At 39.0% G+C, this 24,896-nt stretch carries 22 protein-coding genes; 11 read left to right on the top strand and 11 right to left on the bottom strand.

Features of this window, described 5'->3' with window-relative positions; translation table 11 throughout:
• Positions 1–36 precede the first annotated feature (36 nt).
• The 3 genes from EHR01_RS18240 (at position 37) to EHR01_RS18230 (ending at position 6,115) form a co-directional block, all read left to right on the top strand.
• On the top strand, positions 37–3,531 hold the full coding sequence (locus EHR01_RS18240) for a PAS domain-containing hybrid sensor histidine kinase/response regulator (protein ID WP_135697006.1): 3,495 nt from the start codon (positions 37–39) through the stop codon (positions 3,529–3,531).
• A 138-nt stretch (positions 3,532–3,669) separates the two neighbouring features.
• On the top strand, positions 3,670–4,605 hold the full coding sequence (locus tag EHR01_RS18235; protein WP_135697005.1) for a family 2A encapsulin nanocompartment shell protein: 936 nt from the start codon (positions 3,670–3,672) through the stop codon (positions 4,603–4,605).
• Positions 4,592–6,115 carry a family 2A encapsulin nanocompartment cargo protein cysteine desulfurase gene (locus EHR01_RS18230; protein ID WP_135697003.1) on the top strand — a complete coding sequence of 508 codons (1,524 nt, stop codon included), beginning with the start codon at positions 4,592–4,594 and terminating at the stop codon, positions 6,113–6,115. The genes EHR01_RS18235 and EHR01_RS18230 overlap by 14 nt, the downstream gene beginning before the upstream one ends.
• A 1-nt stretch (position 6,116) precedes the next feature.
• Here EHR01_RS18230 and EHR01_RS18225 read toward each other — a convergent pair whose 3' ends face one another.
• On the bottom strand, positions 6,117–6,983 hold the full coding sequence (locus tag EHR01_RS18225) for a serine O-acetyltransferase (RefSeq protein ID WP_135697002.1): 867 nt from the start codon (positions 6,981–6,983) through the stop codon (positions 6,117–6,119).
• 143 nt (positions 6,984–7,126) lie between these two features.
• On the opposite strand from EHR01_RS18225, the gene EHR01_RS18220 reads away from it, so the two are divergent.
• A complete protein-coding gene (locus EHR01_RS18220; protein ID WP_135697000.1) occupies positions 7,127–9,004 on the top strand; it encodes an ABC-F family ATP-binding cassette domain-containing protein in 1,878 nt (625 codons plus the stop codon).
• A complete protein-coding gene (locus EHR01_RS18215; RefSeq protein ID WP_135696997.1) occupies positions 9,001–10,755 on the top strand; it encodes a PP2C family protein-serine/threonine phosphatase in 1,755 nt (584 codons plus the stop codon). The genes EHR01_RS18220 and EHR01_RS18215 overlap by 4 nt, the downstream gene beginning before the upstream one ends.
• A gap of 7 nt (positions 10,756–10,762) precedes the next feature.
• On the opposite strand, the gene EHR01_RS18210 is transcribed toward EHR01_RS18215, so the two are convergent.
• From EHR01_RS18210 to EHR01_RS18195, 4 genes are read right to left on the bottom strand one after another with little or no spacing between them, the layout of a single operon-like run.
• Positions 10,763–11,332, bottom strand: a complete 570-nt coding sequence (locus EHR01_RS18210; RefSeq protein WP_244310182.1) for a hypothetical protein — start codon at positions 11,330–11,332, stop codon at positions 10,763–10,765.
• On the bottom strand, positions 11,333–12,022 hold the full coding sequence (locus EHR01_RS18205) for a hypothetical protein (protein WP_135696995.1): 690 nt from the start codon (positions 12,020–12,022) through the stop codon (positions 11,333–11,335). It abuts the gene before it with no gap.
• 7 nt (positions 12,023–12,029) lie between these two features.
• A complete protein-coding gene (locus tag EHR01_RS18200) occupies positions 12,030–12,509 on the bottom strand; it encodes a hypothetical protein (protein ID WP_135696993.1) in 480 nt (159 codons plus the stop codon).
• Positions 12,510–12,552: 43 nt separating this feature from the next.
• Positions 12,553–12,960, bottom strand: coding sequence for a hypothetical protein (locus EHR01_RS18195; protein ID WP_135696991.1), 408 nt, complete (start codon positions 12,958–12,960; stop codon positions 12,553–12,555).
• A gap of 241 nt (positions 12,961–13,201) precedes the next feature.
• On the opposite strand from EHR01_RS18195, the gene ilvC reads away from it, so the two are divergent.
• Positions 13,202–14,203 (top strand): ketol-acid reductoisomerase, encoded by a 1,002-nt coding sequence (ilvC, locus tag EHR01_RS18190; RefSeq protein ID WP_135636650.1) that lies wholly within the window; start codon positions 13,202–13,204, stop codon positions 14,201–14,203.
• A 51-nt stretch (positions 14,204–14,254) separates the two neighbouring features.
• On the top strand, positions 14,255–15,574 hold the full coding sequence (locus tag EHR01_RS18185) for a thiolase family protein (protein WP_135696989.1): 1,320 nt from the start codon (positions 14,255–14,257) through the stop codon (positions 15,572–15,574).
• A gap of 245 nt (positions 15,575–15,819) precedes the next feature.
• Here EHR01_RS18185 and EHR01_RS18180 read toward each other — a convergent pair whose 3' ends face one another.
• The gene (locus EHR01_RS18180; RefSeq protein WP_135696987.1) at positions 15,820–16,686 is read right to left on the bottom strand and encodes a hypothetical protein; all 867 of its coding nucleotides are present in this window, start codon (positions 16,684–16,686) and stop codon (positions 15,820–15,822) included.
• Positions 16,687–16,807: 121 nt separating this feature from the next.
• Here EHR01_RS18180 and EHR01_RS18175 point away from each other — a divergent pair, with 121 nt between their 5' ends.
• Positions 16,808–17,647, top strand: a complete 840-nt coding sequence (locus tag EHR01_RS18175; protein WP_135696985.1) for an SH3 domain-containing protein — start codon at positions 16,808–16,810, stop codon at positions 17,645–17,647.
• 7 nt (positions 17,648–17,654) lie between these two features.
• Positions 17,655–18,908 (top strand): phospholipase C/P1 nuclease family protein, encoded by a 1,254-nt coding sequence (locus tag EHR01_RS18170; RefSeq protein WP_135696983.1) that lies wholly within the window; start codon positions 17,655–17,657, stop codon positions 18,906–18,908.
• Here EHR01_RS18170 and EHR01_RS18165 read toward each other — a convergent pair.
• The 3 genes from EHR01_RS18165 to EHR01_RS18155 form a co-directional block, all read right to left on the bottom strand.
• Positions 18,905–19,285: a DUF2237 family protein gene (locus EHR01_RS18165; protein WP_135696981.1), complete on the bottom strand. Its 381-nt coding sequence runs from the start codon at positions 19,283–19,285 to the stop codon at positions 18,905–18,907. The genes EHR01_RS18170 and EHR01_RS18165 overlap by 4 nt on opposite strands.
• A gap of 155 nt (positions 19,286–19,440) precedes the next feature.
• The gene (locus EHR01_RS18160; protein ID WP_135696979.1) at positions 19,441–20,649 is read right to left on the bottom strand and encodes a M23 family metallopeptidase; all 1,209 of its coding nucleotides are present in this window, start codon (positions 20,647–20,649) and stop codon (positions 19,441–19,443) included.
• Positions 20,646–21,851: a M23 family metallopeptidase gene (locus EHR01_RS18155; protein ID WP_135696977.1), complete on the bottom strand. Its 1,206-nt coding sequence runs from the start codon at positions 21,849–21,851 to the stop codon at positions 20,646–20,648. The genes EHR01_RS18160 and EHR01_RS18155 overlap by 4 nt, the downstream gene beginning before the upstream one ends.
• 101 nt (positions 21,852–21,952) lie before the next feature.
• Between EHR01_RS18155 and EHR01_RS18150 the strand changes: the two genes are divergently transcribed.
• Positions 21,953–22,690: a glutathione S-transferase N-terminal domain-containing protein gene (locus EHR01_RS18150; RefSeq protein WP_135696975.1), complete on the top strand. Its 738-nt coding sequence runs from the start codon at positions 21,953–21,955 to the stop codon at positions 22,688–22,690.
• Here the strand turns inward: EHR01_RS18150 and cutA are convergent.
• Positions 22,660–22,983 carry a divalent-cation tolerance protein CutA gene (gene cutA, locus EHR01_RS18145; protein ID WP_135696973.1) on the bottom strand — a complete coding sequence of 108 codons (324 nt, stop codon included), beginning with the start codon at positions 22,981–22,983 and terminating at the stop codon, positions 22,660–22,662. The genes EHR01_RS18150 and cutA overlap by 31 nt on opposite strands.
• 50 nt (positions 22,984–23,033) lie before the next feature.
• Here cutA and EHR01_RS18140 point away from each other — a divergent pair, with 50 nt between their 5' ends.
• Positions 23,034–23,822, top strand: coding sequence for an NADase-type glycan-binding domain-containing protein (locus EHR01_RS18140; RefSeq protein WP_135696971.1), 789 nt, complete (start codon positions 23,034–23,036; stop codon positions 23,820–23,822).
• Between the two features lie 21 nt (positions 23,823–23,843).
• Here the strand turns inward: EHR01_RS18140 and EHR01_RS18135 are convergent, their stop codons facing one another.
• Positions 23,844–24,887, bottom strand: coding sequence for a hypothetical protein (locus tag EHR01_RS18135; protein ID WP_135696968.1), 1,044 nt, complete (start codon positions 24,885–24,887; stop codon positions 23,844–23,846).
• Positions 24,888–24,896: the final 9 nt, after the last annotated feature.

The raw sequence follows: 24,896 nt of genomic DNA, 5'->3' as shown, positions 1-24,896 counted from the left end.
AGGACCAATCGTTTTGGTCAAGTGACATAACAATTCATGGCAGAAAGTTTCAACTACCAATCCATTGTGGAGAGTTTTGACGAATTCCTAATTTACCTAGATCCCTTTTTAGAAATTCAATTTTCACGCACTTCCCCCAATCTTTATCTGCCACCAGATTCCATATCCACTGGGAAACATATCAACGACCTTCATATCACTCCAAGAGATGCCCTGATCCTTGCCAATCTTTGCCAAGAAACACTAGCAAGAAGAACACCTTTCCAATTCACAACAACCCTTCTAGGAAATCCGTTTCGAATTTCGGGCCGTTATCTAGAATCCAAAAACCTACCAGGGGTGATCCTTCGTGGAGAACCAAACTTCAGCATTGAAAATGTAATTTTGGATAGTGGTCCTTATGTTATTTTTCGTTTTAAATTTGATACGGAGTTTTTGACAACTTATGTGTCTCCGAACGTTTCACTGAACCTAGGTTATCAAACCGGTGATTTCAAAAAAGGGATGTTAAAACCTGATGATCTCATCCATCCAGATGACAAAGAAAAGGCGATCCAAGAAGAAAAAGATTATATAAAAAACAAATCAAGAACTTACCAAAGAGAATTTCGATTTCAGAAACAAGACGGAAAATATATTTATGTTTCCGTTTATAGCGTAGTGAGTTATTTCAATTCCATTCCTACCGAAAAAATTTCTTATCTTATCGATATCACGGAACGTAAAGACAAAGAATTAGAAATTTTAAGACAAAGAGATGAACTTGCTCGAATCAAACTTTTGTTTGAAGAAACCAATGCAGCAGCCAACGTAGGATCTTGGGATGTTGATTTAACCACGAACACTCTTTTTTGGGCAAAAGAAACAAAACGCATTCATGAAGTACCAGAAGATTACGTCCCAAAATTAGAAACCGCTTTTGATTTTTATCCATTAGAGAACCACAAAAAAATGTTACTGGATGCATTTGACAAGGCAGTAACTAAAGGAACATCCTATGATTTAGTTTTGCAAATCAAAACAAGATTGGGAAAATTAAAGTGGGCACGAGCCATTGGACATTCTGTATTTAAGGATGGAAAATGTATCCGAGTTTTTGGAAGTTTCCAGGACATTACAAGAAGTGTTCACTTGGACATACAAAAAGAAGATGCCCTATCTAAACTAGAAACTATTTTAGATGCAACGACCCATGTAACCATCATAGGTGCAGACATAACTGGGATCATTACCCACTTCAACAAAGGTGCCGAATACCATTTACAGTATGATTCAGAAGAGGTTGTTGGAAAAACAACTCCAGCCATATTTCATAGACAAGAAGAAATAGAAGCCCGTTCGACCATTTTATCACATGAATTTGGAATTCCCATTGTTGGGTTTGATACCTTTATCCACAAAGCGAAGTTAGGTGAATATGATTCTCACGAATGGACATATGTCCGCAAGGACAAAACGGAATTCCCCGTCCAACTCGTCGTCACTGCCACAAAAAATAAAAATGGAGAAATCACGGGATATTTAGGAATTGGAATTGATATCTCCGCCCACAAAGCCACCGAAGAAGCGTTACGTGCCAGTGAAAGTCGATGGCAATTTGCCTTAGAAGGATCCGGAGATGGAATTTGGGATTGGAATTCCCAAACGAACAAAGTGTTCTTTTCCAATCAATGGAAAAATATGTTAGGTTATTCAGAAGATGAAATTGGAACAGATATCTCTGAATGGGAATCCAGAGTCCATCCGGAAGATAAACCAAACTATTTTGCCGACTTAGACAAACATTTTAGTGGAATAACATCCGTATATTTCAACGAACATCGGATGTTATGCAAAAATGGATCTTACAAATGGATTTTAGATCGTGGGAAAGTAATCGAATGGACAGAAGATGGGAAACCACTTCGTATGATCGGCACACATACTGATATCACCGAACGAAAAGTACTGGAAAAAGCACTTATTGTTGCTAGGGAAAACGCAGAAAAAGCCTCTCAGGCAAAATCAGATTTTCTTGCCAATATGAGTCATGAAATCCGGACCCCTCTCAATGGAGTGATTGGTTTCTCAGACTTACTTATGCGAACTGAACTCAACCAAGTGCAGAAAAAATACATGGAGACAGTCTATCTTTCTGCCAGCTCCTTACTCGATTTAATCAACGACATATTAGATTTTTCTAAAATTGAATCTGGAAAAATGGAACTTTATAAGGAGAGAATCAACATTTATGATTTACTCCACCAAATTGCAGAAATCGTAAAACACAAAGCATACGAAAAAGGTTTGGAACTTATTCTCAACATATCACCAAAAGTTCCAAGAAATATATTCGTCGATTCTTTAAGATTAAGACAAATCCTTTTGAATTTGATAGGCAATGCTTTGAAGTTCACCTTAAAAGGGGAAATCCAAATCAAAATTTCCGCAGAACCAAAGGAAAACAACGAATATGAATTTTTATTTGAAGTGATTGATACCGGAATTGGAATTAGCCCCGAAAACCAAGATAAAATCTTTGAAGTGTTTTCCCAAGCAGATACATCCACAACCAGACAATTCGGCGGAACAGGCCTTGGTCTTTCTATCTCCAGTAAATTATTAAATCTCTTCGACTCTAAGATGCAATTAGAATCTGAAAGAGACAAAGGATCTCGATTTTATTTTAAATTTACTACTCTTGCTGATAATGAAAGAAACACTGAACCGGAATTAGGTGAAATTAAATCAGTAATGGTCCTTGATGATAACGAAACTAATTTATTTGTAATACATGAAATGTTAAGTTACAAAGGGATTCGTGTAGATGGTTTTCGATCACCCAAAGAAGCACTAGAAGTCATTCATTCTGGAACATTTTATGATGTAATCATTTCCGACTTCAATATGCCAGAAATGAATGGTTTAGATTTTATCGAGAATCTTTTAAAAACCATCGAATCGAAAAAACTAAAAAAACCTTACTTGTCTCTTCATACATCTTCAAATGATGAAAACATTTACAGAAGATGCAAAGAACTTGGAGTTCAATCCATTCTTTTAAAACCCATCCAAACAAATATTTTATATGAAAGTTTGGAAAAATTGGTTTCAGGAAAAAACCAAGAGGTGGTCACTCCCAATTATGAACCGGTCCACCAAATCCAAACAAACGAAAAAATTAAGATCATGATTGTCGAAGACAATCCTGTGAATATGATGTTAACAAAAGCAATTGTACAAAAATCTTTACCAGGCACCATCATCATTGAAGCGGAAAACGGCGCACTCGCAGTGGAGAATTTTATCCAAACAGAACCACAGCTTGTTTTTATGGATGTACAAATGCCAGAGATGAATGGTTATGATGCCACAAAAGCCATACGTAAGTTGACTAACGGTAAAATGGTTCCGATCATTGCCCTTACCGCAGGTACTCTGTCAGGTGAAGAGGAAAGATGTTTAGATTGCGGAATGAACGATTATATCTCCAAACCAGTTGTTCTGAAAACAATCTCCGAAAAAATGAAACATTGGCTCCAAATCCAATAAGCCGCCATTCAACTGGACGAAATGTACAATATACCAAACAAAACTTAATCCTATTTTAAGACCGAACTTCGATTCTCGTATTCGATATCGAAAACAATCACGACGATAAATGATCCATTTCCAAAAAAGAGGTCATTTATGGCAGAACAAACCCAACACGCCTTGGGAGACTTAGCCGCACGCCAACTGGCAAATACGGTAAAAACGAATGCACAGTATGGTGCGATTACTCCACGTTTTTTAGTTAGGTTACTCGACTGGAAACCTTTAGAAGCCGGAGTCCTTCGTGTCAACCGAGTGAAATCCAATACACAAGTGGATGTACTTTGTGGGCAAAAAGGAGAACAGGAACTTCCTGAAACTTTTGTTAACTACGAAGAAAAACCACGTGAATACACCCTTAGTTTAATTTCGACTATCCTTGATGTACAAACTAGAGTTTCTGATTTGTATAGTTCTCCCCATGAACAAATCAATGAACAACTTCGTTTGGCAATTGAAAGTGTAAAAGAAAAACAAGAATTAGAACTTATCAATAATGAAGATTATGGATTATTAAAAAATGTTCCGGCTCACCAAAGAATCAGTACTCGCAAAGGACCTCCTACTCCTGATGATTTGGATGATTTAATTACTAAGGTTTGGAAAGAACCATCTTTCTTTTTAGCACACCCACTTGCGATTGCTGCCTTTGGTCGTGAATGCACAAGAAGAGGAGTTCCACCGGCCACCGTCACATTGTTTGGTGCACAATTTCTCACATGGAGAGGACTACCGCTCATTCCTACAGACAAACTTCTTGTGAATGGAGAAACAAATCCGAAATCAGCGAAAGGAACATCTAGTATTTTACTCTTAAGAGTTGGTGAAAAAAAACAAGGTGTTGTGGGTTTATACCAATCCAATTTACCTGGTGAACAAACTCCTGGACTTTCCGTTCGATTTATGGGGATTAACCGATCTGCCATTGGATCCTATTTGATTTCTCTTTACTGCTCGGCAGCCATACTCACTGACGATGCCATTGCGGCACTAGACAATGTAGATGTGGGAAATTATTATGAATACCAATGATCCGAGTTTTTTAAAACTAAAGCCGGACTCAATAGGGAATGTACCATCCTCTCAGTTCCCCGATGAAAAAACACTAGAAAAAATGGCGAAGGAAATGTTTGGAGTTTTGCAATCGTTTGGTGGTAGTAACGTTCCCACAGCGGGGTTTCCATCAAATGACTCGCTATCGCAAAATTTACCAAATGAGTCCTTACCTTACTTAGAAGACTTAAAATTAACAGACACAGGTTTTTCCTATTCTGATTTTTTGTCTTTTCCAAGTATCGGTTTACCTCAGTCAGGTGGTGGGAATCTCGCATCCGCAAGGAGAGATTTTCCGATCCTTACAGGAACTGTGAATGGGAAACCTTTGGTATGGCTTGATAATGCAGCCACCACACAAAAACCAACTTCGGTGATCGAAAGGTTATCTCAGTTTTATCTCCATGAAAATTCGAATATCCATCGTGCAGCTCATACTCTGGCAGCAAGATCTACAGATGCCTATGAAAAAGCAAGGTCTCTTGTCCAAGGATTTATTGGAGCTGGGAGTGTTGAAGAAATTGTTTTTGTGAGAGGAACCACGGAAGGAATCAATCTCCTTTCGAATGTACTCTCCGACAAACAGATCCAAGCTGGTGATGAAATTTTAATCACTCACTTAGAACACCACGCCAACATTGTTCCTTGGCAAATGGTCTGTGCTAAAAAAGGTGCTAAGTTAAAAGTGGCGCCTGTGGATGACTCCGGGCAAATCATCCTAAGTGAATACGAACGTCTGTTAAACTCCAAAACAAAGATTGTTTCCATCACGCAAGTTTCGAATGCACTAGGAACCGTTGTGCCGGTAGAAGAGATGACAAGGTCGGCTCATCGAGTGGGAGCCCTTGTGATTGTGGATGGAGCTCAATCTGTTTCTCATATGCCAGTGAATGTACAAGAAATTGATTGTGACTTCTTTGTGTTTAGTGGGCACAAACTTTTTGCACCCACTGGGATCGGTGTGGTTTACGGAAAAAAAGCAATCCTCGACAGTTTGCCTCCTTGGCAAGGTGGAGGGAATATGATTAAAGATGTCAACTTTGATCATACAACCTTCCAAGAGGCACCGTTTCGATTTGAAGCTGGAACAGGTAACATTGCGGATGCGGTTGGCCTTGGAGCAGCGATTGAATACCTGAACCGATTTGGGATGAAACAAATTTCAACCTTTGAACATGATCTATTGGAATACGGCACCAAAGAATTGTTAAAGGTTCCAGGCCTCCATTTGATCGGGACTGCTAAGGAGAAAGCGGGAGTGTTGTCCTTTGTTGTAGATGGATTCAAAACAGAAGAGATTGGAAAAAAACTCGCAGAAGAAGGAATTGCCGTACGTGCAGGCCACCACTGTGCCCAACCGATCTTAAGAAGGTTTGGATTGGAATCTACAGTTAGGCCATCACTTGCCTTTTACAATTCTTGTGAGGACATTGATGCACTCATCCGAGTGTTGTATGGGTTAGGAAGTCGGAACAGGATTGGTCTTTAGTTCAAATGGTGAAATCCAAACCTTGGATTTCATTTGCACTTCGGACTCTCACTTCTGATTTTTGATACACAACGGAATAAGGAGGGATACTTTGAGTGATCCAAGCATTCCCTCCGATGATCGACTGTTTGCCGATAACAGTTTCCCCACCGAGGATAGTGCCTCCTGCATAAATCACAACACCTTCTTCTATGCTAGGATGGCGTTTTTGTTTCGCCAAAGACTTGTTTACCGAAAGTGCTCCAAGAGTCACACCTTGGTAAATTTTTACATTGTCTGCAATACGCGTGGTTTCTCCGATCACGATTCCTGTTCCATGATCCATAAAAAATGCCCTACCAATTTCGGCACCAGGATGGATATCAATCCCAGTTGCTTCATGTGCGACACGAGATAAAAGTTTTGGAAAAATAGGCAAATCAGACTTAAAAAAATAATTGGCCACTCTGTGCACGGCACCGGCATAAAACCCTGAATAGGCGAGAACCACTTCGTGGATACTTTCGGCAGCCGGATCACCTAAAAAAGCAGCTTCCGCATCTTCCCACATCCACTGGTACAAACCAGGCAGTTTGGCAATGAAGTTGTGTAAAATATCATCCAAAGGAATGATCCTTCCAAACTCCCTATCCGCATAAGCAGAGTAAGGTTCTAATAAGTTTTTCCAACGGATACGAAAAAGTTCCAACTGGTCGATGATTTGATCTTTAGAAGTAAAGTTACGTTCGGAATGGTATCCAGAAAAAAGAATCGAAAACAATTCTTCTAAAAACCGACTGGCCACTTGTTTGCCACCAACCACAGTTTCAGGGATGGATTGCCGACCGAGGATCGAACTATAAAACTCATCTTGTCCATTCGATAACATATATGCTAGTAAGTCCAAGGTAGGAAATAGGGAGAATGCGAAAAATCCGAAGGACTTAAAATCCAAGACAAAGTCGATAAATCAGATGTACATTCATAACAAAATATTGAATACGATTGTCCGAATGAGCCTATTTCCATCTCATGGACATTGTGCTAGTCTCCGTATCCAAACTTTCCAAAACCATTGGCGAAAAAAAACTTTTTTCAAATCTCGACTTCTCAATTAGTGAAGGAGAAAAACTCGCCATTGTGGGGATTAATGGATCGGGTAAGTCCACTCTCCTTCGTGCTCTTCTTGGAAAAGAAGAAACCGATTCCGGACAAATCATCAAAAACAATAACCTTAAAATTTCTATCCTCGATCAAAATCCCATCTTTGATCCAAAGGAAACCATCCTCGATCATATTTATAAAGGTGATAACAAATTAGTCAAAACCATCCGCAAATATGAAGACATCTGTGAACGAATGAGCGAAGGTGAGGAAGGATTAGATGATGAGTTTACCAATGCCTCACAAGAAATGGACAGGCTTTCTGCTTGGGATTACGAACAACAGATTAAGTCCATATTAAAAGAGTTAGGTGTCGAAAAATTAGAAAGAAAAATGTCTGAGTTGTCTGGAGGGATGTTAAAGAAAGTAGAACTTGCCAAATCCCTCATTGATGAAAGTAATTTACTGATCTTAGATGAACCAACAAACCACTTAGATGTAAAATCTATTTTATGGTTAGAAGAATATCTGGCGGGACTCGACAAGGCAATTATACTTATCACTCACGACCGGTATTTTTTGGATCGGATTGTTACCAAAATTTTGGAACTGGATCGCGGTAGTCATTTTTTATATGAAGGTAACTATTCAATATATTTAGAACGCAAAGTAGAAAGAGAAGAAACCCTTCAAAAACAAGAAGATAAAATCAAACAATTTCTCAAACAAGAAGTGAAGTGGTTGAAACGCCAACCCAAAGCACGTTCCACCAAACAAAAAGCAAGGATTGATCGTGCCAGTGATCTCCAGAACAGAGAAAAACGAGAAATACAAAAAGACTTAGAACTGAGTGTGGCCGCCAAACGCCAAGGAAAAACCATTTTAGAAATTCATAATCTAAAAAAAGGAATCGCAGACAAATTACTCATCAACGATTTCACTTATACTTTTAAAGCGAAAGAACGACTCGGAATCATTGGGCCAAACGGAATTGGAAAATCTACTCTTCTCAACCTAATGTCTGGCCGCATTACACCCGATAGTGGTTATATCAAACCAGGGATCAATACCAAGGTGGGATACTTTGACCAAACTAGTTCCGAACTTCCACTGGAACGAAATGTGCTCGATTATATCAAAGATGTAGCTGGAGAAATGATCGAAACCGAATCTGGTGAAAAAATTTCAGCAGCAAAGATGTTAGAAAGATTTCTTTTTGATGGGAAATTACAATACACTCCCATCGCCAAACTTTCGGGAGGCGAAAGAAGAAGGCTTTTTCTCGTTCAGATCCTGATGACGGGTCCAAACTTTCTCATCTTAGATGAACCAACTAACGATTTGGACATCCAAACACTTTCTGTTTTAGAATCCTTTTTAGATGAATTTCCAGGAACTGTTGTGATTGTTTCCCATGATCGGTATTTCCTAGACCGCACAGCAGAGAGTCTACTTGTCTTTCGAAAAGAAGGTAAGTTGGATCATTTCATCGGAACATTTTCTTCCTTTTTAGAAAATGATTCTTTAGAATTAGAAACTGAACCCAGTTCCCCAAAACCAAAAGAAGTTTTGCCAACTCCCCTTGGATCGGAGAAACCCTCAAAATCCAAACAAGACCAAAAGAAACTTTCTAAATTAGAATCAGAGATTGCCAAACTTGAGTCATCAAAACAAGAATTAGAAAAGAAATTGAGTACATTCGCAAATGATCATACAGAACTTCAAAAAATATCTGAAGAAATCCAAAAGATAGAAACGGAAATTCTTTACAAAATGGAGGAATGGGAAATGCTTCAATCCGAATGAAGACTGTCCTATATACAAGAATTTTTATTTGGACACCCATCATCTTCATTGGGTACTTCATCTCAGCACAGATTGGATTTAAAATTGCCTTTTTAAATAGCCAAGTTTCCCCTGTTTGGCCCCCGGAAGGAGTGGGTCTTGCATCTCTTCTCCTTCTTGGCCCTGTTGCATTGCCTGGAATTTATTTAGGTGCCACTGTTGCCAATTTTTTTAACAATCCGCATCTACAAACAGCATTCCTTATTGGAATCGGAAACACACTCAGTAGTTACATCAATTATCGAATCATCAAACGAGTCACAGAAAAAAGTGATCCAATTTACTCCACAAAGGATTTAATATATTTCTTAAGCATCGGAACATTTCCCGGATCTTTTGTGAGCACCATTATGGGTGTTACGAGTTTATGGTATTGGGATTTTTTATCGAGTGAACTGTATTTCAATGTATTCTTCACTTGGTTTTCGGGAGAAATGCTTGGTTTTCTCATCGTTGCACCATTGCTTTATGTTTGGTTTCATCCCAAAGCAAAATTAAAATTAGAACTTCGCAAACAAATCGAACTTTTACTTTGGATCATTTTAGTTTATATTTCTGGGTCTATTGCTTTTAGCGATGAATGGCCCTTACTCTTTTTGCCCATCCCCTTTGTGATTGTCACAAGCATTCGGTTTCGTCAATTTGGAGCAACACTCTCCACAGTCGTCCTCGCCTTTACAGCCGTTACACTCACCATCGAAGGCAAAGGTGTTTTTGCAAGAAGAGATGCGAGTGGGCTCTCCATCAACGATTCTCTAATTTTTTTGGATGCGTTTTTGTTTTGTATCAGCGGGATTGCTTACTTCCTTGTCACAGCCACAAGGGAAAGAGAAAGGGCACAACTGGCTTCCTTAAAGTCCTTACAGGTTTTAAATGAACTAAAAGAAAAGGCCAATGAAGAATTAGAACAGAAGGTTCTAGAAAGAACCGCTGTGATTGAAGAACAAAGGACAGAAATTGAAAAACAATTGGATATGGCCAAACGCATCCAAGAGTCCCTTTTTCCTCAAAAAGAAATTTTGCCACAAGGTGTTGATATTCTTTTTAAAAATATCCCTATGATGAAAGTGGGTGGGGATTTGTATGATATCGTTTGGAGACCCGAAAGACAAGAGTTAGGTGTTTTTATCTGTGATGTTTCTGGACATGGAATTCCCGCTGCTTTATTAAGTGCACTTGTCAAAACATCACTGGAAAAATGGAAACAAGACCCAGTTGGTCTAAAAGATAATTTAGAATCCATTCGCCACCAAATCATTCCCAACCTACGGGAACATTTTGTCACAGCAAGCCTACTCCACCTTCATACAGATACGGGTTCTCTCACATTTGCAAGGGCTGGACATTTTCCACTTTTTATCATTCGTAAATCGGGTGCTCTTGTAAGTTTAAAACCAATGGGAAGGATCATTACCCCCATTTTCGAAATCCTTGCGGAAGAAGAGAGATTCCAATTGGAAACGGGGGATTTGATTGTAATGCTCACTGACGGACTCACCGAAGCAAGAGAACCCGAATCATTACAGATGTTTGGTGAGGAGAGACTTCTTCACTTAATTCGCGATATACGAAGCCTTCCTCTCTTTGAAATCCAAGACCAAGTTTTCCAATCAGTCATCCAACTTTCTGGAGGAATTGCCGCCATTCAAGATGATTTGACTCTCGGACTCATACGTTATTCGGGGATTACCGAAGAAACATCCAAAGTTTGATTCTGTTTTAGTTCCTGGTCGGTGGCGGTTCTAAAAATTCTTCAATACAGGGAAGAAGAACTTCTGTTCTTTCTTTTTCACTCATGGGGCCTAAGTCTCCACCTTTATTGAACCGACTGAGTGATTTGGTATAGTCTGAATAGTTGATCATAGATGCCATTTCTACGATTTCAATCGTATTCCCTTTGGTTTGTCTGAGATAAGCACTACAAGAAATATAAGAGCCGAGAAAGGTTTTCTCTTTTCGGAAGAATACTATTTTATAAACAGCAGCATAAGGGGAATCGCTTTGTAAATGATTAGGGAATTGTTTCTTTTTTGTATCCATCCAATCATGGATGTCCATTCCTTTTGGCAAGGAGATAGGGTTCTTGGGATACATTCGTCTCTCAGGTGGAAGTAAACTTGCACAACTGACCAAAAAAAATGTGGAGATACAAATCAAAAGACCAAGAGGACCAATTCTAAATCGACCCAATCTCTGTCTCATTTGTTTTCTTATTTTCAATTGAGCCATTTTAGAATCCATTTCTCCTACTATTCCCCCTACAAATTCGTATTTATGGTTTACTTTCATTTAAGGCACACCCTTCGTCTCTTCTACCAATTCGTCCGGCAGATTTAAATAAATCTCATCAATGGCTTCCTGGAAACCTTGTAAGTACAAAGCAGAAACAAGACTGGGTTCATTTGTTAAATTCCCATTATCCCGCATTTGAAAAAGAAAGGGAAATGGAATATACCAAGGGCTTAAATAACTAGTTCCAGAAACTGAGCTTACTTTTTCCGACAATAAGCTGTTCTTATAAAATAACTTTACCTTAACTTCCTGGATGAATTTTTGTTTGCAAGGGATAATACAATGAGTTATCAATTGAAGTACTTGGCTAAACCGTCCTTCTTCCCAATCACTGCGGGGATGACTTGCGGTGACAAAAAAAACATAGTCCGTTTTTACGTCTGTTAGTTGAAAATTATCATCATCAATGTTATGAATGTAAATTTCCTTCCAATGATAACGAGACTGGCCAATTTCTTTTTGTTTTTTGGGAAAGTATTGGTTGGTTGGCTCACCAAATATTGGACCCATTTCTACCCAACCCTTACGCTGTTTACTATGATACATTCGATTTTGATTTAAGATGGTTACAGAATCAGAGATTTTTGTTTTTGAAGATTCCCTAAGAAAAGGTTTTAGATTTCTATCTAAATTAGCAAAGGAACAATGAAAACATAAGATTAAAAAAATTGAAAAAAAATATTTCACAAATCAATCATTCCTTGGGTTGGGGAGGTTCTAAAAATTCTTCGATGCAAGGAAGAAGGATTTCGGTTCTTTCCTTTTCATTCATGGGACCTAAGTCTCCACCTTTTCTCATAAACTTTGTATAGTCTGCATAGTTGACCATTGAAACTAGATTGTATAACTCCAGTTGTTTTAGAGATGAATTGCGAATCATCGCACTGCATGAAACGTAAGAACCAAAGGAGGTTAAGTTTTTTCGGATATAATTGAATTTGTATTCACTTTCTCCAACTTGATCCGACCAAAATCTTTCCAGGTATTGATTCTTTTTTGTTTCTATCCATTGGTGGATGTCCATTCCTTCGGGCAAAGTGACTGGGTTCTTCGGATACACTCTTCTTTCGGGAGGGAGTAGACTCGCACAACCTACCGAAAGAAAAACGAATAGAAGAAACCAATCGGAAGTGGGAACCCGAATTATTCGGACAGAACGTACGGTATTTGTCATTCCCATCCGAAGAAATCGTATTTAAGTTTAAATTTCCCAAGATCTATAACCTCCATTTCCCGGGACTGCCAACATTATGGTATCTTCCAGCAGGAACATGGAAGGGATTATGACCGCCGCCGTGAGATCTCGGGACTTGGAACTGATTTCCTCCCCCATGATAAGGATACGGAACACCATAACCTCCCCTAGACCCTTGGTAGGGATAAGGATATTGGTAGTAGTTGTGACCATTTTGGCTGGGGTGTCTTGAATAGTACGAGTCATGGACGAGGTCAGGAGAAATACAACCGCCTCCCAAGACCGCAAGACCACTTACAAAAAACAAGGAACAAATAAACCTAACGAGTCTTTGTCGGTTTAAGTTTTCAATGGATTCAAAATTGATTCGGTTCATCATAAGTTCAGTATAGGGTGAAAACTCCCGTGCGCCAATGGAGGGTTTCCGCATTTGCGGATATCACCTATGCCGATCGTTTGGACTGGTAAGAGAATTCCTGGCCAAGGGAAAAAAATATTATGTCACTAAGCGCCCTTGATGCGGAGGAGGCGTTAGCCGTCCGAAGGACCGAAGCGAACGCGAAAGTCCGGAGCGAGCAAGGAAAGGCGCCCTAATTCGTTCTTGTTTCCCTCCTTATAGTTAAAAATGATGGAAAAATAAGTTAAATTTTCCGCAGGAAGTGTGCCCATCCATGGCAAATATCTATTACGACGACAGTTGCGATCTAAATCTCCTTAAAGGTAAAACCATTGCAGTGATTGGCTACGGAAGCCAAGGTCACGCCCAAGCTCAAAACATGAAAGATTCTGGTTTGAAAGTCATTATTGGACTTCGCGATGGATCTAAATCAGTAAAAGAAGCCAAAGAAGCTGGCTTTGAAGTGTACAATGTTGCGGAAGCTGCAAAAAAAGCAGACATCATCCAAATCCTTGCTCCAGACACAATCCAAGCTGACATGTATAAGGCGGATATTGAACCAAACCTTACTGAAGGAAAGGCTCTTGTATTCTCTCATGGATTTAACATCCATTACGATCTCATCACTCCTCCTAAAAACGTAGACGTGTATATGGTAGCACCGAAAGGTCCAGGACACTTAGTTCGCCGTGTTTACACAGAAGGTGGTGGAGTTCCTTGTTTAATTGCAATTTACCAAGATGCAACTGGCCAAGCAAAAGCTCGCGCCCTCGCTCACGCAAGTGGAGTAGGCGGAGGAAGAGCTGGAATTTTAGAAACATCTTTCCGTGAAGAAACAGAAACTGACCTTTTTGGGGAACAAGTAGTTCTTTGTGGTGGTGTTGCGAACCTCATTATGAGTGGATTCGAAACACTAACAGAAGCAGGTTACGATCCAGAAATCGCTTACTTCGAATGTTTACATGAAGTGAAACTCATCACTGATTTGATTTACGAAGGTGGACTTGCTCGTATGCGTTATTCCATCTCTGATACTGCCGAGTATGGAGATTATATCAGCGGACCACGTATCATTGATGCTGGAGTCAAAGCTCGTATGAAAGACGTTCTCACTGATATCCAAAAAGATAAAGGTGCAGCGTTCGCTAAACGTTGGATGGCGGATACAAAAGCTGGATACCCAGAATACAAAAAACTCAAAGAAAAAAATGCAGCCCACCCGATCGAAGCAGTAGGAACAAAACTACGTTCGATGATGAAGTGGCTTGCGAAGTAATTTTTAAGGTAACTAAAGTTTTAGTCTAAAGAAAGGAAGAAGGGATTTTATATGAAAGTAACACAAAAGATAGTACTCGCAGCACCTGCACGAACTCCTTTTGCTCAAATTGGAAAGGCGCTCTCAAATTACGCTGGTCACCACCTTGGTAAACTCGTTGGTGAAGAAGTTATGAAACGCAGTGGTTTGAAACCTACTGATATTGACGGTGTGATCGTTGGAGAAGGTTTTTCTAACGCACCTAACTCGGCACGTGTGATTGCAAACTTGCTTGGACTTCCTATGGAAATTCCATGCCTTACAGTAGCAAACAACTGTGTATCTGGTTTGGAAGCAGTTGCGGAAGCAACTCGTCGTATTTCCCTTGGTGAAGGAAAAGTTTTCCTCGTCATTGGTGAAGAGTCACAAACTTCTATGCCATTTGTTGTAAAAAATGCGCGTCTTAACAAAAAAACAAACAGTTTAGATTCACTTGTAAAACTTCTTCCTAATGACCTTCCTGAAGGAGTAGAACTTCGTGATACACTAGAAGACGGACTTGGTGATGGGGAAACTTCTTTCGGTATGCAAGTAACGGCAGAAATTCTCGCACAAAACTACGCACTTCCACGCGAAACACAAGACAAAGTCGCTTACGAATCTTTCAAACGTGCCTTTGATGCCACTCAAGAAGGTCGTTACAAACCATATATTATGGAAGTGAAAGACGATGAAGGAAACATGTTACAAGCTGACGAAGCAGTTCTTCTTCGTGAAGGTCTTGTGAAAAACCCTACTCGTATGGGTCGCGCGATGTTACTCTTTGACAACCCTCAAATGAAATTTGACCAGTTCAAAGAAAAATACAGCAAATACTTAAAGAAATCTCATGGACCAACTCTTTCTATCTTCAATGCAAGCCCACGTTCTGATGGAGCGGCTGGTATCATTGTAGCATCTGAAGATGCGGCTAAAAAATTAGGTCTTACTGCAAAAGCTTATGTGAATGGTTTTAACATGCGTGGTGTGGATCCAAACCTTATGGGTCTTGGCCAAGCCGAAGCAACGATTGCGCTTCTTGGTGAAACTGGTGATAAAATCGAAAACATCGACATCATCGAAATCCACGAAGCATTTGCTGCGACTGCAGTAGCGGCTCTTGAAGAAATCAAATCTAGAACTGGTCTTGACTGGGAAAAGAAATTTGATGAGAAAAAAATCAACCCGAACGGTGGATCTATCTCCATTGGACACCCGTTTGGTGCTACTGGCGTGAGACTCCTTCACAACGCTATCATGGACTTTGAAGAAAACAAAGACGTGAAAAAAGTGCTAGTGACTGCATGTGCACACGGTGGGATCGCAGGATCAATGATCGTAGAAAGAGCTTAAATATCGAATTTAGAATTCAGATAAGTTTCGTTCGAAAGATCGATGGAAAAGCCAAGGGAAACCTTGGCTTTTTTATTTTTTGGGTAGGATCTTTTTTCAGATACGAACTTTGAAAAGATGAACTTATTGGAAAAGAATTTTTGGTTTTTAGAAAGGGATTTGTAAGAAAGGAAAAGATGTGGTAAGAGGTGTGCATTGGGAGGCGGGTCTAGTTCCCCACCCTAATCAGGGCGGGGATATAAGATTCACACCCCAAACCGCGCAAGCATCGGAACAAGTCCTTCTTTTGTTTGTCCCGCCGTATCGTATCCGGGAAAAATCTTAACCAATTTCAAATAAATATGTTTTTCAATTCGTTTGGTTCCATTTGCCGTTTTTTCAAAAATATCTTTAGTATACAGATGAAACTCAAAATATCCTGTTTTAAACTTACCATCAGCGGAGAGACGATTTCCAATCCTGAATCGTATGGGATTTCTTAGATCCAAAGATTCATAACATCGCTCTTCCCCAAAAGATAGTTCTTTAGATAAATGAATTCTTTCGCGGATTCCCATTTCATGAAAATCTCTATCACCTGGGAATTGTAACAAAACCTTCCCTTCTCTTCGAAATTCTAAACTATAAGATAAAATTTCCAAATTAGATACATCAACAGAGTTTATCTCAATCGTTAGGTGGTGATCCAAAACTTCAGTGGATCTAGTGATCACACTACCTTCCCTTTGTCCAATGGTAATGATTTTACTTACATTTAATGGAACCACATACTTAAATACTAATCCTGGATCCGGTAAATCTTTCCCAAATACGGTCATTTCTGTTTGGATCGGGGTTTGTGTGATCGTATGAATGTCTGCAATATTAAATTCGTCCGAAGCTGATAAGTTGTGATTGGATAACGCTGTGATTTCTTTTAGAGATGGTTTTGATTTAAACCCTTCCAAAGTTTTTAATTTTGCAATCGTCAGCCTTTGCATGACAGTGATTAGGACAAGTACGGCAACAAACAAAACCAAAACAAATACCCATGTTTCATAAGTATTCATCTTTTCTTCTAACGAATGAATTTGCTCTATCGAATATGGTTTTAACACTTGTGCGAGTATCATTCACTATCCTTTGAGAGGAAAAAAACCTACACTACCATTATCGACCTATCTTCTTAAGAAAAAAACCATTCCTCCTGAAAAGAGATCGACTCACGAGACTCTGTTCTCTATTTTTTGCACTATGTCGGGTTACAAATATTTACTCTACACTCTACTCGCACTTTTTGTTTCACCCATCTTTTCTGAAAACCATTGGGATCACTACATTCACGAAAAAACTGCCGGCTCCACCTATTTAACATTTGGCGACAATATCAACTTAAGAGAATCAAACAATATAAATGCGAAAGTTTTAAAGAAACTTTCTATTGGGGATTCCGTCAAAATTATCACAAAAACGAACCAAATCCTAGAACAGAATTCAGTAAAAGAATATTGGTACCAAGTCCAATTGGAAAAAGAAATTGGATATGTTTGGGGAGGGTTACTTGCTGATTATTCTTTTGAATGGAATGATAAAACAATATTAGCACGCAACCTAGGCATCCAGGTAGGAAAACTGGAATTAAAACTAATCCAAAAAAATCAATTGTTGGCACAAGGCACTTGGGATGTTGGACCAATGAGCAACGAAGGTTGGGATCATACGATCTACCAACCTTCTTCTTTTTCTCCTGCCCCTGTTGCAATTTTTGGATTAAAGTATCTCGTATTTTCTGAGATAGAATACGGATACACAAACGAACAAATATTTACATTGGACAAAGACTTAAAATTTATTTCACAGTTTTCTTGGAATCCTGGTGCTTGTGACCCACCTTCTTGTGCTGAATCATGGCTCGTACTTCCGACTGAAACTTTACCAGCAGATAAAAAAATTAACCGTAAAGTCACAAAAGGAAAACCCAATACAATCATCGAACTAACTCATAGTTTCGATATCGATGATGAAAGTTCTCATGAATATTACCAATCCGAATACATTTGGAATGGAACCACTTTTCAAAAAAAGGAAAATTAATTAACCAATGAATCGAATCATTACTTTAGTAACAATTGTTGTTTTCACTTTCCCTGCTTTTGCTTGGAATAATCACGCAGGCATCACATATTTAATTCTCAAAGACCACTGGAAAACCGAGCAAACTCCCAAGGTAAAAGTAGAGTCCTTAAAGTCTTTTTTGACAAAAGAAAAAACAACAATCCAAGAAACTTTAGACAAGTCCGAGGAGTGGGCATTAAAAAGACTCCCTCACCTAACAAAAACTGACGAAAGTTTAAAGTTTTCTAAAACAACAAAAGATAAAGACCTTGTTGTTAGTTTTTACAGAGCGCTCCGAGTCAATCCAAACCATAAAGCAGCCTTATACATACAATCTGTCCCAAAAAGGGGAGGTTCAAAACTACCTCTAGACCAACTAACAACGTTAAATGAAAAAGGGAAATTAGCAAACGAAACCTTTTTGTCGTTACAAGAAGGACAAACAATCGGTGCCGATGAAGTTTTAGTATCCGCCACTGATGAACCCGACTATGATTTAGATTTACATTTATTTGAAGATAACGAACACGAGGTGGGAAAAATTTACGGATTTAGTAGCCAACCTTTTGGAAATCCTGCCGTTGAATATTCATCACAAGCACCATTCCATATGGGATTCTTTTATGAACCTGGAATTATTTTTACTCTCGCTGGCTTTTTAAAACGAACTTATCCCGAATACCGAATTCACCAATTCACAGAACTATCAAATCTGGCATTCCGCACAGGTCACCCTTATTGGGGTTATCGATTTGCTGGTTGGGCTTTGCATTATATCCAAGACCTTACACAACCCTATCATTCCTCTGTATTACCCAGAGTGAGCGCAGCAAAACAAATTGGCGTACAACTTGTATCTATTGTAGGTTACCAAACTCCGAAAGATAATATGATTAGTTTTGTTTCAGGAAGACATACTCTCATTGAAGAATACCAATACTATTTAATCAAAAACCTAATTGAAACAAAGAATTGGAACCATCCTGTTGCCACTTCCATCACAGAATTTTCAAAAGATAACCTAGTAACATGGTCGGGAATGGACTCGATAAGAGAAAATGTTTGTCGCGAAGCATACCTGGCAGGGGAACCGACTGATGAACAATTGGAAAACTTAGAAATTCCTAAATACGAGAGATTGTATGAACCAAATCACCCTATCCATAAAATTCTTGGAACGTTACTCCATAACACATCTAAACACACAAGAGCTTACTTAGATGCGTTAAAGACAAACTAGTCAAAATCATCTGCAGCAAATCTTTCTAGAAGCTCCAAAGGGATGATCTCTAACGCACGTTTGTGGGTAGATTCTAAAAACACCTTAGGAGCTACCCCATTGCGATAAGCTTCCAACCACCTAGAAGCACAAAGACACCAACGTTCCCCAGGTTTTACACCAGGGAAAGCATATTGTGGCCAAGGTGTGATGAGATCATTGCCGCTTTGTTTTTGTGACTCTAAAAATTCTTCCGTAGCAAGAACACAAACTGTATGAGAGCCGATGTCATCGTCGGAAGTATTACAGCATCCATCCCGAAAAAATCCAGTAAGCGGCCTTGTGGAGCAAGGAGCGAGAGGTCCGCCCAGCACATTTATTGATTCATCCATATCCATGAGAATCTCAAACTAGGAAAAATACTCAAATCTGGGAAGATGTTTCTGAAAGGAAGAGGGAAAAAAGATGGGGGTTTGCACCCCCAGTAGATCGACCAAATGGTCTTGGAAAGCCTAAAGACAATCTACTAAACATACATTTACTTGTCAAACGATTATGCATTCACTTCAAAAAAAAGAGTCTTTTTTTCTTCTCCGTTGATCCGCACCCGCATCTTCCACTGACCAATGAATTCTACATTTTTAGGAATTACAAAATAACGGCTGTCTGAATCCAAATAGTTTTGGGTTTTCCACTTGTAGTAAAAAGGTTTTACTGAATTTCCATCCTTTGTGATATGAATTTCAATTTCCTGATTTTTAGGTTTTGTAAATTCAAATTCGATCGCATAGTTTTCGCCCAAACGAAATGAAGTATCCCCACATCGAATTTTTTCTCCACGATCATTGTATTTACACAATCGAATGTCCTCATCCAAAATGTCGGTTCGAAGTGGTAAATCACCATCTTTGGGATGCCAATATAAATAATGCTGAGTTAAGGTTTCTCGTTCTGCATTTTGAGTTTTAAAAACCGTGGGTATAGTCATAACATCCAATTGGCGAGTGGGTTTGTGAACTTCAAAATGTAAATGTGGTCCTTGCGTAAAACCAGTGTTACCTGAATACCCAATCATTTGTCCCGCCTCTACAAAATCACCAACCTTTACCAAAACCCCGTCCTTCATTAAATGTGCATAGTTTCCCAAAGTGCCATCATTATGTAAAATGATGATGTAATTGGCTTTGCTCAGTAAATCTTTGCGAATTCCACCTTCACTAAAATTCGACACGACTGCGACCACTTGCCCTTTCCTGGCAGCAAGAATGGGAGTGCCAACTGGTAAAATAAAATCAACAGAGTATTTTAAATTTCCTATATGAGAAAATTTCCCATTATAAGCTTGAGCCACACGAGATCGTATCCCAGCTGGGAATGGCAATAAATAAGTCACAGAATCATCATGTATACTTTCTCTATCTCCAATCATCACATGAACTGCAAAGGATGTGAATGTAGGTTTAGTAATATCTTCTAAAACAAAACTAGATACAAATGCTGATTCGTTTCCTTTTAAGACTAAGAACTGCGGGAAAGTATGTTCAGATTTAAAATTTTTAACAGTGACGTTGACCATCACTGAATTGGTTGGATAAATTATTGGATTTCTATTTTTGATGTATAAGTCAAAACCATTCTCAATATCTTTCACAACAAAACAGACATATTCCGAAATACAATTTTCGGTTTCTGCTGTTTCAGCAAATAAATCAAATCTGAAAAATGAAACGAATAGAATAAAAACAAAAAAAAGATTCTTCACATTACACTCATTATCTGGAACTGCATTTCCTTTTGTATCACACCGTCAATTGAGATCACCGCTGTCCACTCACCTTCTAAAGATTCGGAAGGGTCTTCCAGTTGAACATCTAAAAAAGTATCCCACCATTCAGGATTTGTCTCCCAATTATACAATTTAGAAATAGTCGTGCCATTTTTACGAACGGAAATTTGTATCTTATAACGAGATGGTTTCAAAAGAGGAATATAAAAGTAAAGAGGGGAACTTTTGGAAAATGTTGTGGAATGACAGCCCAATTTTTCTAAACTTTGAACCGATTCGCAAATTTGGATTTCCTCAATGTCGGAGACAGTTTTGACCATTGGTTCGTTTGGTTCCCGCCTCCAATGGAGTTGTCCTTCCGCAAGGACTTCCGAGTCGGAAGATTCTGTCCGAAATTTTGTTGGAATCGTTTTTTTACGTAAGTGGGGCGTTGGTTTATAAACTTCAAAATGAAGGTGAGGCCCGTCGCTAAATCCTGTACTTCCAGCATATCCAAGTGGAGTTCCGGAGGTAACCCTCTGGCCTCGTTTGACAAGAACTCCCATATAACGTAGATGCGCATACTGCCCGATTGTTCCATCGTCATGGAGGATTTTTACGTAATTTGCCGAATGGATGTATTTGATTTCAAATCCTCCTTCGTTATTTTTTTGTTCCGTATCGATCACAATTCCATCTCTGGCGGCCGTGATCAAGTCCCCTTCCTTCAAACCAAAATCAATCGAATAACGGTTATCACCCTGGTGGCTTTTTGTACCCTTATAACCCTGGTAAACTCGAACCTTCATTCCTTTTTCAAAAGGCAAATCATATACTACTTTTGGATTATGGTGGACTGAAAAATTTCCAAGTATCCATTTGAATTTGATTTGGTAAACCCAACGTTTGTTTGGTTTGTTTACACTCAGCCGAAAGAGTTTTTTCCTTTTAGGTCCTTGTATGACTGTCACAAGAGGAAGTTTGACACTGCTTTTCATATTCTTAGAAATTGCGTTCACCGATAAAGTTGTAACAGTTTCCTTGATTGCAATTTTATTCTGAAAGTAAATATCCACCCCTGTTTTATCTTGAATATAAATAACACAAAGTCTGTCCATGGAACAATACTCTGAATGATCTTTGGCAATCAAAAGTCCCGCAGGGAAAATCAAAAATAGAATGAATATGCCAAATCTCATAAAACAGGGAACATATTAATGTGAGGAACGACACACGACAATCTATTTTCCGTTATAAAAACTTGATTGCCTTATGATTTCTTTTCAGTAAATCTCGACACATGAGTCCAACCTTATACACATTTCCCATCTCACATTTTTCTGAAAAAGCTAGATGGGGATTAGACCTCGCCCACTATCCCTATGAACTAAAACCTTTAATCCCCGGACAACACATCCAAACTTTAAAACCTCTTGTCAGTGATTTGTATGTCCCCGTTTTAGAAACCGACACTGGGGTCATCCAAGGTTCTGGCAATATTATTGATTTAGTAGAAGAAAAAGCATTCGGTCACAAAGCTTCTTCGGAAGAAAAACAAATGGAAGAAAAAATAGACTCTCATATTGGAAAGAGCCTACAAACTCTATTGTATCATTTTATCCTGGATTACCCTGAAATTGTTGGGAAATTATTTTTATTAAACCCAAGCAAAGCCAGTGATACAGTCGGACCACCTGAACATTTCGATTTGATTGCATTATCTCTCAAACGAAGATATAAAATCACACCTAAAAACCTAGATGTCGTAAAACAATCGCTAGATGAATGTTCCAAAGAATTAATCGAAATATACAAAACTCGCAAGTTTTTTAATGGAACTTCCTTTGGAAGAGTGGACTTAACCATGGCCAGTCTTATGGGGATGCTTGCAGAACCAAAAGAATCGCCCGCTTACCCTTGGTTTGCTTCTGTACAAATGCCAGAATCTTTTTTCACTTGGAGAAAGGACTTGGGTTATGAATTGTTATTCGATAAAATCGGAGAATTTTATAAAGAGTTTCGAATCCAATCCAAATAGTCTGGATTTCCAGAAACAATTGGCCAAATGACAATGCAGGGAGTATCATAAGAATGTAATTCTTTGATCCTCTGCACCAAAACTTCCGATTTGTCCTTGGTTGTTTTGAATAATCCAACCGTTTCCTCTGATTCTTCTAAAACAGAATTCCAAATGTAAACTGACTGCATGCCTTTGATGATATTGGCACAAGCAGCCAATCGATCTGTAACAACAACCTTAGCAATTTGTTTCGCTTCTTCTTCGGAAGCAAATGTAACATAGACAGTGTAGTATTCCGATGAATCTTCCATTTATTTTTTTTCCTACTTGCCCTTCATTTTAGATACGTATGATCTTGTGTATGCGTAGTCCAAGTCCAAAAACTTATCTTTTAATAATCGCCATTTGTCTGCCCATTTTTGCAGAACCTCTCAATCCTCCAAGCCTCACCTCTTCGAGTCAACTCCTACCAAAAACAAAAAAATACACACCCATCTTTGCTATGGATGGAAAACTCAAAACCAGCTGGGTCGAAGGAGCAAATGGAGAAGGGATTGGGGAAACTTTACAGATCAAATACAAATCACCTATCAATTTTCGTTCCCTTTCCATCTACAATGGGTTTGGTGATCCTAAACTTTGGGCCGCAAACAATCGAATCAAAAAACTAAAAATATCTACCGAAGACGGAAATGAAGAAATCGTAACTTTAAAGGATAGCTTGTCTCTGCAAATGATTGAATTCAAATCGGAACTTCGGGCAAAAGAAATTTCTCTCACCATCCAAGAAGTATATAAAGGAACCAATACAGAAAACACAGCCATTGCCGAACTCACTTTCAATTCAGAACAAGCGGGATCGGCCCTTGTCCCTCCCAAAAATACTTGGGCCATTGGAAAGTGGAAAACCAAATCCAATATTGCAAGGATCCAACTCCATAACGATGGAACTTGTGAAATGGGATACGAAACCGCAAAGATGTTATGTACTTGGACAGAAAAAGGGGATAAGGTCATTGTTAGCCTAGAAGCAACTCTTCCTCTCACTAACACTGATATTTTAGAAATCAAACGCAGAGGAAATCCTTCTGATCCAACTCTCGAGATCAACGGAAAACATGAATTTATTTCTAACAGGGATGGGGTATAAAAAAGAAATTTATAATTAAAATCAATCCGTCCAGGATTGCCAAATGGATTCCACCACGGAAGGTTCCTTTTCTTCCGTGGTTTCAAAATACAAAACTGTATTTTGGTAAGGTTTGCCAGACAGGTCTCTAACAGGCGTTAATAGGATCAATTGAATATCCAATTCTTTTTCCAAACGTTCTATCGTTTTCCATTCATCAAGCGAACCTTGTTTGGGATATGGTAAAATTAAAATTCCTGTCACCACTTCCAATTTCGGGTTTCTTTTTTTTCTTACTTCCCAGAGAATCCGACCAATCGAATAACGAAAGTTAAATTCAGATACAGGTTGGATTTTTATCCGCCCCTCTTCCCGATACAAAAATCCATCGATAGCACAAGGACCTGAATACTCTTTTGGAACTAATCCCTTGGTATCACGAACAAGGTCCATTACAGGTGGAAGAAAAGATTTGGCGTAAGGAAGCTCCGATCCACCAATTCGAATCCCACGAAACACTCCGTCCTTATCAATGAGCATTGCTGTGGAAGTGAGGTAAACGAACTCACCATCACGTACATCCCAAAGAGTAGAAAAATCAAAAAACCTTTCGTCGCCGACCCAGGACTCTGCAAGGATGGGAAAACCAAAAAGTTTTTTATTCACTTGGGACATCTTCCAGGAATCCGATCTGGATTTAAAGATGATATGATTTCTACCAGCAAGCCCAAACTCACTTTTTAGAACAATGGGAAGTTTTGCCTCTTCCAATTCAGCAAACAAGTGTTCTTCGGAAGATATCACCTTGGCCGGCAGAGGAGAATGATGTTTTCGAAAATCCAGTTGGGTGATTTTAGAATTGAGATAACGAGACGTTTCCGTGCGAATGGGATCTTCTAGAAGTTTACCTTCATACCATTCGTTCCGACATCCCCACTCAACAAGAGTGACTTCACCAAGTAAGTCTCCTTCTTGGACCGGCGTTCCTGGAGTTAACCTAACTTCCTTCCAATGCGAATATAGTTCATCACTAGGCAATTCTTCGACTAGAACAAAGTCTTCAGGTCTTGTAATGGGAAAAAACATCTTCTCCAA

This window comes from Leptospira mtsangambouensis (assembly GCF_004770475.1).
GTDB classification, from domain to species: Bacteria; Spirochaetota; Leptospiria; order Leptospirales; family Leptospiraceae; genus Leptospira_A; species Leptospira_A mtsangambouensis.
Note: the sequence above shows the minus strand (reverse complement) of the source record. Positions and strands in the feature narration are given on the sequence as shown.

Coding starts and splice junctions, on each gene's coding strand:
- EHR01_RS18240 (WP_135697006.1), top strand. CDS start 37: ATGGCAGAAAGTTTCAACTACCAATCCATTGTGGAGAGTTTTGACGAA.
- EHR01_RS18235 (WP_135697005.1), top strand. CDS start 3,670: ATGGCAGAACAAACCCAACACGCCTTGGGAGACTTAGCCGCACGCCAA.
- EHR01_RS18230 (WP_135697003.1), top strand. CDS start 4,592: ATGAATACCAATGATCCGAGTTTTTTAAAACTAAAGCCGGACTCAATA.
- EHR01_RS18225 (WP_135697002.1), bottom strand. CDS start 6,983: ATGTTATCGAATGGACAAGATGAGTTTTATAGTTCGATCCTCGGTCGG.
- EHR01_RS18220 (WP_135697000.1), top strand. CDS start 7,127: ATGGACATTGTGCTAGTCTCCGTATCCAAACTTTCCAAAACCATTGGC.
- EHR01_RS18215 (WP_135696997.1), top strand. CDS start 9,001: ATGAAGACTGTCCTATATACAAGAATTTTTATTTGGACACCCATCATC.
- EHR01_RS18210 (WP_244310182.1), bottom strand. CDS start 11,332: ATGAAAGTAAACCATAAATACGAATTTGTAGGGGGAATAGTAGGAGAA.
- EHR01_RS18200 (WP_135696993.1), bottom strand. CDS start 12,509: ATGACAAATACCGTACGTTCTGTCCGAATAATTCGGGTTCCCACTTCC.
- EHR01_RS18195 (WP_135696991.1), bottom strand. CDS start 12,960: ATGCGGAAACCCTCCATTGGCGCACGGGAGTTTTCACCCTATACTGAA.
- ilvC (WP_135636650.1), top strand. CDS start 13,202: ATGGCAAATATCTATTACGACGACAGTTGCGATCTAAATCTCCTTAAA.
- EHR01_RS18185 (WP_135696989.1), top strand. CDS start 14,255: ATGAAAGTAACACAAAAGATAGTACTCGCAGCACCTGCACGAACTCCT.
- EHR01_RS18180 (WP_135696987.1), bottom strand. CDS start 16,686: ATGATACTCGCACAAGTGTTAAAACCATATTCGATAGAGCAAATTCAT.
- EHR01_RS18175 (WP_135696985.1), top strand. CDS start 16,808: ATGTCGGGTTACAAATATTTACTCTACACTCTACTCGCACTTTTTGTT.
- EHR01_RS18170 (WP_135696983.1), top strand. CDS start 17,655: ATGAATCGAATCATTACTTTAGTAACAATTGTTGTTTTCACTTTCCCT.
- EHR01_RS18165 (WP_135696981.1), bottom strand. CDS start 19,285: ATGGATATGGATGAATCAATAAATGTGCTGGGCGGACCTCTCGCTCCT.
- EHR01_RS18155 (WP_135696977.1), bottom strand. CDS start 21,851: ATGAGATTTGGCATATTCATTCTATTTTTGATTTTCCCTGCGGGACTT.
- EHR01_RS18150 (WP_135696975.1), top strand. CDS start 21,953: ATGAGTCCAACCTTATACACATTTCCCATCTCACATTTTTCTGAAAAA.
- cutA (WP_135696973.1), bottom strand. CDS start 22,983: ATGGAAGATTCATCGGAATACTACACTGTCTATGTTACATTTGCTTCC.
- EHR01_RS18140 (WP_135696971.1), top strand. CDS start 23,034: ATGCGTAGTCCAAGTCCAAAAACTTATCTTTTAATAATCGCCATTTGT.
- EHR01_RS18135 (WP_135696968.1), bottom strand. CDS start 24,887: ATGTTTTTTCCCATTACAAGACCTGAAGACTTTGTTCTAGTCGAAGAA.